The 14,601-nt window shown below is 73.7% G+C and carries 6 protein-coding genes and 1 pseudogene; 4 read left to right on the forward strand and 3 right to left on the reverse strand.

Features of this window, described 5'->3' with window-relative positions; genetic code table 11:
• Window positions 1-6: 6 nt before the first annotated feature.
• From FL583_RS02530 to FL583_RS02545, 4 genes are all read left to right on the forward strand, one after another.
• Window positions 7-2,253 carry a putative bifunctional diguanylate cyclase/phosphodiesterase gene (locus FL583_RS02530; RefSeq protein ID WP_142702817.1) on the forward strand — a complete coding sequence of 749 codons (2,247 nt, stop codon included), beginning with the start codon at window positions 7-9 and terminating at the stop codon, window positions 2,251-2,253.
• Window positions 2,254-4,717: 2,464 nt separating this feature from the next.
• A complete protein-coding gene (locus FL583_RS02535; protein ID WP_142702818.1) occupies window positions 4,718-6,496 on the forward strand; it encodes an NAD-binding protein in 1,779 nt (592 codons plus the stop codon).
• A 20-nt stretch (window positions 6,497-6,516) separates the two neighbouring features.
• Window positions 6,517-6,807 carry a hypothetical protein gene (locus FL583_RS02540; protein ID WP_142702819.1) on the forward strand — a complete coding sequence of 97 codons (291 nt, stop codon included), beginning with the start codon at window positions 6,517-6,519 and terminating at the stop codon, window positions 6,805-6,807.
• Window positions 6,808-6,814: 7 nt separating this feature from the next.
• Entirely contained in the window at window positions 6,815-7,096 is a 282-nt protein-coding gene (locus FL583_RS02545; RefSeq protein WP_142702820.1) for a hypothetical protein, read from the forward strand.
• A 12-nt stretch (window positions 7,097-7,108) separates the two neighbouring features.
• Here the strand turns inward: FL583_RS02545 and FL583_RS02550 are convergent, their stop codons facing one another.
• The 3 genes and pseudogenes from FL583_RS02550 to FL583_RS02555 form a co-directional block, all read right to left on the reverse strand.
• Window positions 7,109-9,970 carry an ABC transporter transmembrane domain-containing protein gene (locus FL583_RS02550; RefSeq protein ID WP_240746554.1) on the reverse strand — a complete coding sequence of 954 codons (2,862 nt, stop codon included), beginning with the start codon at window positions 9,968-9,970 and terminating at the stop codon, window positions 7,109-7,111.
• Window positions 9,971-11,029: 1,059 nt separating this feature from the next.
• Window positions 11,030-11,302: pseudogene (locus FL583_RS42770) on the reverse strand (FHA domain-containing protein); the annotation flags it as partial.
• Window positions 11,299-14,550 (reverse strand): adenylate/guanylate cyclase domain-containing protein, encoded by a 3,252-nt coding sequence (locus FL583_RS02555; RefSeq protein WP_170323451.1) that lies wholly within the window; start codon window positions 14,548-14,550, stop codon window positions 11,299-11,301. The gene FL583_RS02555 and the pseudogene FL583_RS42770, both read right to left, overlap by 4 nt.
• Window positions 14,551-14,601: the final 51 nt, after the last annotated feature.

Below are 14,601 nucleotides of genomic sequence, written 5' to 3' on the forward strand. Positions count from 1 at the left end.
GGACGCATGCCGGGAAAGGCTCGCTGGTGGGTGGCGACGCTGGTCGGCGTCGTGCTCTACGAGTGGGCGGCGGCCCGCTTCGGCTCCGGGTTCTACCCGTTCGACCGGGGCGTGCTGGTGGGTGTGGTCGGGTGGATGCTCGTCCGGTACACCCGGGCCAGCCGTGAGGCGACCGGGCGGCTGCGGACGGCCCGCCGGCTCGGGGCGGCGGCCGCGGCGCTCTGGCTGGGTGCGATCGCCTGGAACCTGGCCGCCGACCTCGCCGGGGTGCCCGAGAAGACCCAGACCGTCGTCTACGCGCTGGCCTCGCTGCTGCCCGCGGCCTGCGGCGTCGCCGCGATGGTGACGCTGCCGGTCGCGCCTCCGACGACGCTCGGCAAGCTGCGCCTGGTACTCGACGGGCTGATCGCCGCGTTCTCGATGCTCGCGCTGGTGTGGCTGTTCGTGCTGAAGGACTGGTACGCGTCGCACGGCGGCGGCGCGGACGGCGTCACGCTGATGGTGCTGTGCATCGTGCTGATCGTCGTCGCCGCGATGGCGCTGATCCTGCTGGCCAACGGGTCGGGTCGGCAGGTCACCGCGCTGACCGGCCTGGCCGTCGGGCTGGGGCTGATCGCGATCGCGATGTTGCTGCAGTTGGCGTCGATCCTGCAGGGGTCGGGCTGGCTGTGGGGGAACGGGCTGCTGCAGCTCGGGGTGCTGGTGCTGGGGGCTACGGCGCGCCTGCCGTTCGGTGCCCCGGTCCGGGACCGCGACAGCACGACGCTGGCGTCGCACGCGCTGCCGTACCTGCCGTTGGCCGGGATGATCGTGGTGGTGATGGGTGACCAGGTCCGGGACGGCTCGATCGACATGCTGGTGGCCTGGCTCGCGCTGAGCGCCGTCGTCGCCGTGCTCGGGAGGCAGTTCGTCTCGCTGCGGATGACCGCATCGCTCAACCGCGAGATCGACGCCCACCGCGCCCGCCTGGCCCATCAGGCGTTCCACGACCCGCTGACCGGCCTGGCCAACCGGGCGCTCTTCGGCGAGCGGCTCGCGTCGGCATTGTCGGACGGCTCCGGGCCCGCGCTGCTCCTCGTCGATCTGGACGGGTTCAAGGCGGTGAACGACACCCGCGGTCACGCGGCCGGGGACCAGTTGCTGGTCGCGGTGGCCGGGCGCCTGAAAGGCGCGGTCCGCGCGACCGACACGGTCGCGCGCCTCGGCGGCGACGAGTTCGCGGTGGTGCTGCCCGGGGCCGCGGAGCCGTCCGCCGCGATCGCGGTGGCGAGCCTCATCCTGCAACGGGTCGGAGAACCGGTCTCGCTCAGCGAGGGCGCGCCGGTCGCGGTCCGGGCGAGCGTCGGGATCGCGCTCGCCGACGGCGAGTCGACCGCCGAACTGCTCCTTCGGGACGCCGACCTGGCGCTGTACGAGGCCAAGGAGAGCGGGAAGAACCGGTACCAGGTCGCCGACCCCGAGCTCTCCCGGTCGACGCTCGGCCGGCTGCAGTTGGAGGAGGAGCTGCGGGCCGGGCTCGAGGCCGGCGAGTTCGAGGTGCACTACCAGCCGATCGTCGAGCTCGAGTCGGAGCGGATCACCGCGGTCGAGGCGCTGCTGCGGTGGCGTCATCCGGTTCGGGGGCTGCTCGGGCCGGGGGCCTTCCTGGAGGCGGCCGAGGCCGCGGGCATCCTCCCGGCGCTGGACGGGGTGGCGCTGCGGGCCGCGTGCCGCCAAGTTTCCGAGTGGCGGTCGGGTCGTCCGGATTTCGTGGTGAGCGTGAACATCTGCGCGGCGCACCTGGTGGATCCCGGGCTGGCGGCCGAGGTCACGGCCGCGCTGGGGTCGGTGCCGGCGTCGGCGTTGATGCTGGAGGTGACCGAGACCGCGCTGGTGGCCGACCTGGCCATGGCGGCCAGGAGCCTGCGTGAGCTGGCCGACCTCGGAGTGCGGATCGCGCTGGACGACTTCGGGACCGGGTACTCGTCGCTGACGTACCTGCGGACGCTGCCGATCGACGCGATCAAGATCGACGGCTCGTTCGTCCGTGACCTGGACGGGAACGCGACCGACGAGGCGGTGACCAGGGCGATCCTCGGGCTGGCCGAGACGCTGGGGTTGCGTCCGGTGGCCGAGGGGGTCGAGGGGGAGTCGCAGGCCGAGCGGTTGCGTGACCTGCGGTGCGGGCACGCTCAGGGGTTCCTGTTCGCGCGCCCGATGCCGGCCGCGGAGGTGTCTCGCCTGCTGGCCTCGCCGGCGGTGTCGGTGGCTTAGTTGTCCTCCCACCAGGGGGGATCGTCGTTGTCCCAGTCGCCGTCGTCGTCGTTCCAGGGTGGGTTGTCCCAGTCGTCCTCGTCGTCGTCGGACGGGGTCGTCTTCTTCGGGGCGGGCGGGATGTAGGGCGCTTTGTACTCGCCGGCGCCGGCCGAGGCGCTGGGCCGTGGTTTCGGTGTGGGGGATGCCGAGGTCGGCGGGGCGCTGGGGGTGGCGGCGGCCGGGGAGGGGCGTTGGGTGCTCTCGGGGCTCTCGTCGGCTGAGTTGCCGGTGAGGGAGGGGAGGACGAGGACGGAGATCAGGGCCAGGATCGCGAGGACCGCGCCGCCGCCGGCTCCGAGGAGGAGGAGTTTGGTGCGGTTTTTCTTCGGGGTGGCGAGGGACCACTTGTCGGGGGTGGGGGTGGGGAAGTCGAGGGTTTCGGGAGGGGAGGTGGGTGCGCCGAAGACGGCGGCCGGGGCGGGGGGAGGTGTTCGGTCTCGGGAGGTGGGGGGTTTGGGTGGGGTGGAAGCGGGGTTGCCTGGAGTGGCCGGGCCGGGGGCCGCCGGCGTGCCGGAGGTGCCTGGGGCCGTTGGGCGAGTGCCGCTCGGGGCGGGCGGGCCGGAGGCGCCGGGGCCGCTGGGCGTAGCCGGGGTTGAGGTGAGCGCGGAACTGGACGCACCGAGACCGGGAGCGTTGGGCCCGCTTGCGGCGGAGATGTCGGGAGTGGCCGCAGTAGCGGCGACGGGAATGCTGGGCGTGGCCGGAGTGGGGGCATCGGGGGTGCCCGGACCACTGGGCGTTGGCCGAGCGGGTACGGCTGGGCTGGTGCGACTGGCCTGAGCCGCACCGTTGGAGGAAGGCCGACCGGTGGCCGACGGGCCGGCCGAAGCGGCTGGCGGCGTCGGCGGGCGAAGAGCCGCTGAACCGGGCTGGATCGTTGCTTCGCTGGGGCCAGCGATTGCGGGGGTGGACCCGATGCGCATGGTCGACGGGGCGCCGGACACGGGCGCTCCTGCAGGCGGGGCTCCCGGCGGCCGGATGCTCGATGGCGAGGCTGCTGTGTCCGGCGCCCGGAAGCTCGATGGCGGGGTACTCGGGGGCGGGGCGCTCGGGGGCGGGGAGCTCGCTGGGGGGCCTCCGGGGGGCGGCGTGCGACCGGCGGTCGCCGGGGTGCTCGGCGTAGGCGCGCCGGGCGCAGTTCCGGCCGCGCGGCCGGGAGCGGGCTGGGGCGCGGCCGGGAGCGATGGAGACTCAGGTTCGGGGATGCCCGCTCGGCGCGCGGGGGCGGAGTAGGCATCGGTTCCGGGCCAGACGGTCGGAACCGGCGGCAACGCGGTGGGGCCATCGCCCAGAGGGAGGGCTCCGGGCGCGAACAGGGCGGTAGGTGCTCCGGAGACCGGGGCCTGGGAGAACGCCGGGGGCGCCGCCCCCACCCTCGACGCCCCCGCGCTGTCCTGAGCCGATGCGATGGCCCCAGACGTGGGAGGCGCGGATTCGGACAGCGCCGAGTTGGGTGGCGCAGGCGTCGACGGCGCCGCGGCCAGCGGTGTGGTTGCTGGTCGGGCCGGGGTTTGCTGCGGGGGTGGGTCCAGGGGAGAGGGCATTCGAGCGGTCATTCCCGCTGGCGGCGTCCCGAGGGGAGGCTCACTCGGCCGACCTGGCCCATTCAGTCCGGCGCCCTCAGCGGTCCCGCTGTGGGTTGGTGGCTGTGGCGCGCCCGGACCCGAAGCCCCCCGTGGAGCTGTTGCCCACTGCGGCGCTCCGAATGGAGACCCCAACGGTGCTCCGCCGAGCGGCGACCCTCCGAGCGGCCTCGCTCCGTACGGCGCTCCGCCGAGCGGCGATCCCCCGACCGGCGCCCCGCCGAGTGGCGATCCGCCGAGCGGCCTCGCTCCGTACGGCGCTCCGCCGAGCGGCCCCGCTCCGAGCGGCGCTCCGCCGAGTGGCCCCGCTCCGAGCGGCCCCGCCCCGAGGGGTGACCCTCCGCGCTGCGGCGGAGCCCCCAGCTGCGGGCCTCCCGGCGGCCCGGCCCCTAGCGGCCCACCCCCCGGCGGCGGTGGCGGCGTTCCTCGGAGGGAGCCCTCCGGACCCGGAGGCGACGGCGCCTCCGGCGGCTGGTCGCCGCGCGCACCCGGCGGCTGCTCTCCGCGCGCGCCCCGCGGCGAATCTCCCTCCGGCAGAGGCGAACCGAACGTCGGAACCGTCCGGAGCGGAACCGTCGGATCCCCCGAACCACCCTGAGATCTGCGCCCCCCACGCTTCGCCGCCGCGGCGGCTCTCGCTAACGCGGCCGCTACGGTCGGCTCGTCGGGAAGGCCGTCCGGCGTCGAGCCGGGAGCGGACGGGTGTTCCGGCGCCATCGTTCTCCTCGGGTCGGGCTGCATCATTCCAGTGCGGTCCACCCCCTGGTCGACGGGGTCGCGCGGTATACCGGTAACGCGTCGAAAACGCGGACTGAACCGGCACGCGGCACACTGCGGTCATGTCGAGCACACGGCGGGAGCGAACGGGGCACGTCATCGTCTGCGGCCTGCACGGCGTCGGCCTCCGTACGGTGGAACAGTTGCACCTGGCCGGGGTGCCCGTCGTCGTGGTCGACGACGACCCCGACCCGCGCCTGACCCGGACCGTCTCCGGCTGGGGCATACCGCTCGTGCGCGGGAGTTCCCGCGCCACCGACACCCTCCTCGACGCCGGCCTACCCGGCGCGACCGCGGTGGTGTGCGTCGAGCCCGACGATCTGCACGCGCTCGAGACGGCGCTCCTGGTACGTCAGCTTCGACCGGACGTCCGACTGGCGGTGGAGCTGTCGAACGCGGCGGTCGGCCGCGCGGTGGCGGACGTGACCGGGGCGGGGAGCGTGATCGACGTGGCGGCGCTCGCGGCGCCGTCGGTGGTGGAGGCGTGCCTCGAGCGGCGCACGCACCCGATCGACCTCGGCGGCGAAGAGTTCCTCGCCGCCGAGGTCACTGCGACCGCGGACGGGACCCTCCGGGAGCTCTACGGAGACCTGGCCCCGATCGCCGTGGTCCCGGCGGAAGCCGGGGAAGAAGACGCGGAGCTCGTCGTGTGCCCGGGACGGGACCACGCCGTCCGCGCCGGCGACCGGATCACCGCGCTCGGCACCCGGAGCGACTTCGCCGACCGCGGTCTGAAGACCTCCGACACCAGCAGAACCACCGGCCAGCGCCCGCACCGGCCCAACCCACTCATGCTCGCCCGCACGATGATCCGCGAGACCGACCCCGCGCTCCGCTTCACGATCAGCGCGCTGATCACGCTGATGGCGCTCTCGGTCTGCATGCTGCTGATCGGCTACCGCAAACCCGACGGCAGCCGCATGTCGCTCCTCGACGCGCTGTACTTCACGGTCGAGACCGTCGGCACGATCGGCTATGGCGACTTCTCGTTCGCGGCCCAGGACGACTGGCTGCGCGCCTACGCGGTCGGGTTCATGATCACCGGCGCGATGCTCGCCGCGATCTCGTTCGCGCTGCTCACGAACCTGCTGATCAGCAAGCGGATCGCCGAGGCGCTCGGCCGCGGCGAGGTCGGGAAGCGGTCCGGGCACGTGATCGTCGTCGGGCTCGGGGCGGTCGGGATCCGGACGGTCGAGGGGCTGCTGGCCGAGGGGCGCGACGTCGTGGTCGTCGACCGGGACGAGAACAACCGCTACCTGGCGCAGGCCCGGGCGCTCAAGGTCCCGGTCGTGATCGCCGACGCGACGCTGCCGCAGACGCTGCAGACCGTGAACCTGCCCTCGGCCAGCGCCGTCGCGGTGCTGACCAGCGACGACCTGGTCAACATCGAGACCGGTCTGGTGGTCCGCGACCAGCTCGGCGAGCGGTGGAGCGAGGTTCCGGTCGTGCTTCGGCTCTTCGACCGGCAGCTCGCCACGACCGTCGAGCGCAGCTTCGGCTTCGGCCACGTCCGGTCGACCGCGGCGCTGGCCGCGCCGTGGTTCGTCGGTGCGGCGCTCGGTCTCGACGTCCTGGGGACGTTCTACGTCGAGCACCAGCCGTTCCTGATCGCGGCGCTGTCGGTGGCGACCGGGGGCGGGCTCGACGGGCTGGCGATGCAGGACCTCTCGGCGCGGACCCGGGTGATCGCGATCAGCCGGGCGGCCGGGAAGCTCGAACATCCGCCCCGCAGCGGCACGCGGTTCGGCGCCGGGGACCGGGCCTACCTGGTCGGGCCGTACGAGGAGCTGCTGCAGGTGCTCCGACGAGACGCGCTCTCGCCCTCACAAATACCCCAATAAATGCCGTATCGTGACGTTTCATGCGGGTACGCCTGGCGGTCAACGACCTCTTCTTCGTGCTGGACGAGAAGATGTGCGAGAAGACCCTGGAAGCCAACATCGCGGAGGTCGGTCCGCTGAGCAGGCAGGACGCCGGGGACTACATGATGAACACGCTGCGGGCCCGGCTCTCGACCGGCCACGACGCGTGGATCATCGGCTACCGGGCCCTGCCTGACCCGACCCGCCACACGCTCGACCCGTACGGCTCGCCCGGACGTCACTGGATCCGGGCCGCGGCCGTTTACTACCTCGCGAACGTGCCGGGCTAGGAGAATCGTGACGCTGTCGAAGATCTGTGGCGTGGCCCTCGTCGGTGCGGCCGCCGCCCTCGCGTTCGCCGCACCGGCCACCGCGACCCAGCCCGCCACCCACAGCGCGAAAACCTGTACCGAGCGCACCTACACCTGCGGTTTCGACACCGGCTACCTGCAGGGCCGCCGGGACGCGACGCGTCACTGCGGCCCCTCACCCGAGCTCGGCCGCAGCGACCGCACCGACACCTACCCCCAGGGCTACACCGACGGGTACGACACCGGCTTCCGTTCCTACTGCCGCTGAGCAGGCGACCCGTCACGACGCCGGGGGCAACCGCCGGAGCTCCGGGGGCAACATCCGGATCGACGACAGGCGCTCGCCGCCGAGCGGTGCCGACGGCGTGCGGCGGGCGGTGAGCGCCGCCGCGACCGACGGTAGTTGCGTGGCCAGGTGGTACAGCGCCTGCTCGGACAGGATCCCGAGCTCCATCCGCCGGTCCGCGACCAGTTGCGCGGCCGTGTCGTCGCCGAGCAGCGCACCCAGCCCGAACACCTGGCCGGGCCCGAGCTCCGCGACCGGCACCGGACGCCCGGCCGGGTCCGGCGCGAACACCCGCCCCGACCCGCTCACCACGACCGCGAGCTGCCCACTGCGGGCCGGCAGCGTGTCGCCGCGCTCCAGCCGGATCTCCCGCAACGCCTGCGCCGCGACGCCCAGCCCAGCGGCGTCCAGACCCGCGAAGATCGGGACCTGAGCCAGCGCGCGCGTCGGATCCACCATCTGGCCGGAGATGTCGGCCGGCCGGGGCAGACCGTTCTGCTCGGCCCAGAGGTCGGCGTAGATGCCGCCGAGCGCCACCAGGTCGTCGTGCCTGCCCTGCTCGACGACCTGACCGCTCTCCAGCACGTAGATCTGGTCGTAGTCGACGATCGACGTGAGCCGGTGGGTCACCGCGATCAGCGTCCGGCCGCCGGCGACCTGGTCGAGCGTCTCGGCGACCAGCCGCTCGGTGCGCGGGTCGAGCGCCGAGGTGGCCTCATCCAGCAGCAGGACGGCCGGGTCGCGCAGCAGCGCCCGGGCGATCGCGAGCCGCTGCCGCTGGCCGCCGGAGAGGCGCACGCCCCGCTCGCCGACCGGGGTGTCGTAGCCGCGGGGCAGCGTCATGATGTATTCGTGCAGCTGAGCCGCTCGCGCGGCCTTCTCGATGTCCTCCGGTGCGGCGCCCAGCCGGCCGAGGCCGATGTTGTCGCGCAGCGTCCCGTCGAACAGGAACGTCTCCTGGAAGACGACGCCGAGCTGACCGCGCAGTGACGCGAGCGTCGCACCGCGGATGTCCCGGCCGTCGAACAGCACCGCACCCTGGTCGGGGTCGTAGAACCGCATCATGAGCTGCAGCGTCGACGACTTCCCGGCCCCGGTCGGGCCGACGAACGCGACCTTCGTCCCGGCCTGGATCGTGACGTTGATCCCGCGCAGCGTCGGTCGGTCGCCGTCGTAGGAGAACCCGACGTCGGCCAGCCGGATCTCGCGCCGCACCGGCGGCAGCGGGGTCGCCTGCGGGTGGTCGTCGATGTCGGGCTTGGCCAGCAGGATCTCGTTGACCCGGGAGAGCGCGCCGGTCGCGGTCTGGATCAGCTGCCCGATGCCGGTCAGCGCGGTCACCGGCCCGACGACGCCGCTGACCAGCGCCACCGCGGCGGCGAAGTTGCCCAGGCTGAGCCGGTCGTTGATCACCAGGTAGCTACCGACGACGAGCATGACCAGGCGCAGCGTCGTCACCACGGCGTCCACCGACAGGTCGAACAGGCCGCTGAACAGCTGCAGCGAGAGCTGCCGCTTGAACACCCGGTCGGACTGACGCTTGAACTTCCGGCGCTCCTCGTCCTCGAGGCCGAAGGCCGAGACGACCGGGTGGGCCTGATAGCTCTCGGCCGCGACCGAGACCAGCGCGCCCATGTTCTCCTGCACGGCCTTGCTGCGCTTGAGCGCGCCGCCGTCCATCCGCCGGTAGATGAACCCGACGATCGGGGCGCCGATCAGCACGATGACGCCGAGGATCCAGCTCAGCCCGAGCAGCGTGCCCGCCGCGACCAGCAGCGACGCCACCTGGAACGTGCCGTCCCGGACCGTGTTCGACAGGCCCTGCTCCAGCTGCCCGACGTCGGACAGCAGGCGGGACAGGATGTCGCCCTGCTTGCGGCCGGAGTACCAGCGGGCCGACAGCGTCTGCAGCCCGCTGAACATCTGCGTGCGCAGCTCGCGGACGATCGACGCGCTGACGTACGCGGACACGTAGTTGCGCCGCAGCTCGGCGAGCAGCGAGATCACGAACGTGCCGGCCAGGATGCCGACCAGCGTCCCGATGAACTTCAGGTCGGCGTTGCCGCGGGTCAGCTCGTTGATCAGCCGGGAGAACGCGAACGGGAAGATCGCGACGAACCCGAGCTGGGCCAGCAGGTAGATGCCGATCTCGATCTCGCGCCGGACGTGCGGTCGCAGGTACCGCAGGGCCAGCTTGAGGAACGCGGTGATCCGGATCGGCTCGTCCTCGACCTCGAGCGAGCGCTGCCACTGCTCCTCCAGGCCGGAGAGGCCGAGGCCGTAGACCTCCTGGACGACGCTGTCGGTCGCGCCCGGCCGGGCGGTCGTGAAGACCTTCCAGAGGTCCGCTTCGCTGCCCCGGTCGAGGAGGAATCGGACGAAACTGAGCGCCATCAGCGTGCGCAGCTCGCCTTCGGCGCGCACGAGCGGCGGGAGGCCCCGCTCCTCGTCGATGTCGGCGAGGTACGTGTCGGCCGAGGGGACGCCGCACAGGTGCAGGCCGTACCCCTCGATGAGCAGTTCGACGTCGTTCGCGGCCGGAAGCGCGGCCCCGAAGAACAGCGCGAGCGGGCGCTCGGGGGGCTCGGGCGGGTTCTCGGCCGTGACCACGACCCAGATCTCGCCGCGGGCCGCGTCGACGACCGTGCCGGAGGTGAGGACCATGCCCGGGTCGTCGGGGTCGGGGAACGGGTCGACGAGGCAGATCTGGGGCTTCACGCCCCAGGGCTCGGAGCCGAGGCCGGCCAGGCGCTTGCGCGCTCGTTTGACCGCGGTCGCGTAGGCGGTGGCGGCGGCTTCCCCGGCGGAGCCGGGGCGGTAGCGCAGGACGGCGGCGTCGGTCTCTTTGGCGACCATCTGGTCGAGGGCGGGGCGGAGCGGGAACGGGTTCCCGGTCTGGAACGCCTGGCCCTCGGCGGCGGCGCCGCCAAATCCCTGGGGGACGCCAACTCGCGCGCCGTCAGGCCCGGGCCCGCCCGGACCGGGTCGGTTCGGGCCGGGTCCGTTCGGGCCGGGCCTGATCGGGCCGGCGGCCCGAGCGCCGCCCTGGGCGGGAGGAGCCCCAACGACGGCCCGCCCGGCGACGGGCACGCCGACGGGGGGTGCGCCTGCTGGGGCGCCCGCGGGCACGGGGGCGCCGGGCGCGGGGGCGCCGGGCGCGGGCGCGCCACCGCCGGCGGGCGCGCCCACTGCGGGTGCGCTGACTGCGGCTGACCCGACAACGGGCGCCGACCCGAACTGCGCAGGCCCGCCTTGGGGCTGCCCGCCGTAGGGCGGCGCTGACTGGGGATGTCCGTGGGGCGGCGCCGGCTGAGGTTGCCCGCCGTAGGGAGGTGCCGCCACCTGCGCGTGCCCAGCCTGCGCCGACCCACCGTGGCCGCGCTCGGCGTACGCCGATCCAGCCTGCGCCGATCCGACCTGCGCGGACCCGACCTGCGCGGACCCGACCTGCGCCGATCCGGCCCGGGCCGCCCCGGCTTGAGCTGCGCCCGGCTGAGCGGAGCCAACGTGCGCTGAGCCCACCGCCGCAGCACCGGCTGCGGGCCCGACGCCGGCTGCCCCACCTCCGGGCCTGACACCGCCGGGCCCACCCGCAGGGCCTGCGCCGCCCGCAGCCGGCCGTTGGGGCGGCGTCACCGGCACCGCGGCCCGCCCAGCCGGCGCTCCACCGTCACCCGCCCCCTGCTGACCCCCAGCCTGACCCCCCGGCGGCGCCCCAGCCGGAGCCCCGGCCTGACCCCCCAGCGGCGCCCCAGCCGGAGCCCCGGCCTGCGCCCCCGCCGGGCCCGCCGGGCCCGCGACCCGCGCGCTCCCGAGCGCCCCACCGCGCCCATCCGCCGCAGGCAGATCCGCCGTCGGCCCCCCAGCCGAATCCGGCAACCCACCAGAGACCTGAGCCCCCAGAACCGCGATCCGAACATCGCCCATCCCGACCACGTCACCCGGATTGAGCAACGTCTCGGCCTGAATCGGCGTCCCGTTGACCGTCGTCCCGTTCGTGCTCCCGAGATCCCGCACGGTCAGAAAGTCCTCGACGCTGGTCAGCGCCGCATGCCGCCGCGAAGTCTCCGGGTCGGACAGCAGAATCCCGGACGCATCCCGCCCGACCTCGACGACCCCTTCGATCACCGCCGACCGCGGCGCGAGCCCCGGCTCCCGGACCTCGACGAGCTGAGCCAACCGACTCACCCACCCAACCGCAGCACGACCCCGCGAGACCGCGCGGCGGAGACGACGTTGCCCTTGCGTTCGTACTTCTCGAGCGCATCGGTCGCCGCGATCCGGGCGCCGATCGGGTCGCGTAGCAGTTCCAGCACCTCCGCGAGGTCCATCTGTACATCCGCCTCGACCGTCGACAATCCCGTGCCGCGCACGGTATCGACCGCCGACCGAGCGGCGTTCACCGCCTGCTCCACCCGCCCCAGCCGAGCCAGCGCCTTGCCCCGGGCCGCCCGCGCGGTGGCCTGCGCGACGATCTCGTCGCTCGGCGCGGCCCGCTCGGCGTCGCTGGCCAGCTGGGCCGACTCGGCCAGCACACCCTGCGCGTACCGGGCCTGGGCGAGCAGCGCGAGCAGGTTGGACAGCACGTACCGCTCGCCCATCTGGGCGCACTCCTCGGCCCCGGCGTGCAGCTTCTCGGCCGCCGCGGCCGGGTCGCCGGCGAGCATCTCGACGTACCCGCCGAGGTAGGCCAGCGACACCGCACGCACCCGCAGCCCCAGCCGGTCGGTGATCGCCTGGGCCGCGACGAGGTGCTCGCGGGCGTCGTCGAAGTGGCCGGCCATCGCGGTCAGGCCGGCCAGTGCACCGCGCAGCCGGACCTCGGCCGTGCGGTTGGTCGTCACGCTCGACAACTCGGCCCGGTACTGGGCGATCGTCGAGGTGACCGGCGCGTCTCCGAGGACCGCGGCCAGCGCGAACGCCTTCGCGATCGCCTGCCTGCGCGAGTCCGAGCCCGGCCCGGCCCCGCTCTGGTGCTCGTCGGTCGACTCGCGGCCGGTGTTGCTGTTCACCGCCCGCGGCAACCAGCGCACGTCACGCAGCAGCGTCCAGTTCGCGGCGGCCGACCCGCCGCCGGCCCCGAGCTCGACCGTCGTCGACAGGTCGGGCAACGGCGGGCGTTCCGCGGCCGAGGCCGCGTTGTCGTCGGTGACCGGCCCGGACAGCAACCGCAGCACCGACCGGACCTTCTCGGTCTCGGTCCGCAGCTCGGTGTCCCCGGTCCGCTCCGACGCCGTCGCGGCCTCGTCCAGCAATTCGGACGCCCGGTTGAACTCGCCCCGCTCGACCAGCGCGGCCGCGAACTGGGGGATCAGCCCGACGCGACCGGGGTGCTCGGCCGGCAGCAGCGCGGTGGCCCGGCCGAGCAGCGTGATCGCGGCGGGCATGTCCCGACGGGCGAACGCTCGCCGGCCGGCCCGCCCGAGGTGCTCGGCGGCCCGGCGGGACAGCTCGAGCGTGTCGGCGTCGACCGGCCCGATGCCGGTCCGGAACCGGGCCGCCTGCTCGAGGTGGAACCCGACGATCTCCTCCAGCTCGGGCAGCCGCCCGGCCAGTTTCTCTTCCATCCAGCGGCCGGCCCGCTCGTGCAGGTGGGCGCGTTCCCGCTTCGACAGCGAGTTGTAGGCCGCGTCCCGGACCAGCTGGTGACGGAAACGCAGCGCGCTCTCGCCGTGCAGCACCGACCCTTCCGGCCGCAACAGCTCCTTGCGGACCAGCGACAGCAGCGCGCCGGTCACGTCCCGCCGTTGTTCCGGCGGCGTCAGCGCGATGACCCCGTTGCGGTAGAAGACGTCCCCGATGACGCCGGCCCGCTCCAGCACCCCGCGCTCGTCCTTCGGCAGCCCGTCGAGACGGGCGGCGAGGAGCGCGGCGACGCTCGGCGGCACCGCCAGGCGGTTGATCTCCGACGTCAGCGTCCACTTCCCGTCGACGCGGTCGAGCAGGCCGTCGTCGAGCAACATGCCGACGAGTTCCTCGATGTAGAGCGGGTTGCCCTCGGCCGCCTCGACGATCCGCGCCCGCACCTCCTCGGCCCCGTCGGCGCCGTCGAGCAGGTTGTCGAGCAGGGCGGCCGACTCGCCCGCGGCCAGCGGTTCGAGCGTCAGCATCCAGGTGTTCACGCCACCCCGGCCCCACTCCGGCCGGCTCTCCAGCAACTCCGGACGGGACAGGCAGCAGATCAGCACCGGGCTGTCGCGCAACCACTCGGAGATCTGGGCGATGAGGTCGAGCAACGCCGGTTCCGCCCAGTGCAGATCGTCCAGAACCAGGACGAGGGGACGCCGGGAGGCGAGCGTGTGGGCGAACCGGTACATCGCCTGGGGGAGGTCTTCGACGCTGCCGGCCGGGATGGCCGCGGAGTTCGGAGCGCCACCTGCGGCCACCGGGGCCGTCGGGTCACCGAGCAGGCCGGCCAGCGCGGCCACCGTGTGGTTGTCGCCGGGGAGCAGCGCGGACAGCTTGGCCCGCACGGCCGCGGTGTCTTCCTCCGGCCCGGCCCCGGCGGCCTGCCGGACGACCTCGGCCAGCGGCAGGTACGTCAGACCGTCGCCGTAGCTCAGACACTCGCCGTGCAGGACCGTCGCCTGGTCCTGGACGTGAGCCAGCAGCTCGTGCAGCAACCGGGACTTCCCGGCGCCGCCGGAACCGATCACGGTCACCGTGCGGGCCGCGCGCTCGGCGACCGCCCGGTCGAACAGCTGGCGCAGCAGCTGCAGCTCCCGGGTCCGGCCGACGATCGGTGCGTCCAGCCGTCGCGCGTGTCCGGAAGCGCCGGGTTTGACGGCCAGCAGCCGCCAGGCGTCCACCGGGACGCCCCGGCCGCGAACGGTCATCGGCGGCAGCATCTCCGCGGTCACCGCGTCCCGGGAGAGCCGGTAGGTCGAGTCTCCGATCAGGACCGTGCCCGGCTCGGCCGCGGTCTCCAGCCGGGCCGCCACGTTGACGACGTCACCGAGCGTGATGTCCTGCCCGAGAAACGCCTGCCCGATGACGACCTCGCCGGTGTTGACGCCGGTCCGCAGGTTCAGCGTGACGCCCCAGTCGCGCTGGAGCGTCACGTTCAGGCCCTCCAACGACGCGTGCAACTCACCGGCCGCCCGGACCGCGCGCACCGCGTCGTCCTCGCGGGAGTTCGGCAGCCCGAACACCGCCATCACCGCGTCGCCGATGAACTTCTGCACCCGGCCGCCATGTTTCACGTGGATCGCGGTCGCGTGCTCGTAGTAACGGGTCATCATCCGGCGCAGCACCTCGGGGTCGAGGCGTTCGCCCAGCGCGCTGGAACCGACGACGTCGGTGAAGACGACCGTGATCGTCTTGCGCAGCTCTCTGGTGTCCTCGGAGGTCAGTGCGTTTCCGCAGGAAAAGCAGAACCTGGCCTGCGGTGGGTTGTTTTCCTCACCGCAGTTCGAGCACCGGATCTCGGGTGGCACGGGGGTAGCGTAGGCGTCCCGCGCTCCCGAGCCCACCCGGACTGACGGAGA

The organism is Cryptosporangium phraense (assembly GCF_006912135.1).
In the GTDB taxonomy this organism is placed as follows: domain Bacteria; phylum Actinomycetota; class Actinomycetes; order Mycobacteriales; family Cryptosporangiaceae; genus Cryptosporangium; species Cryptosporangium phraense.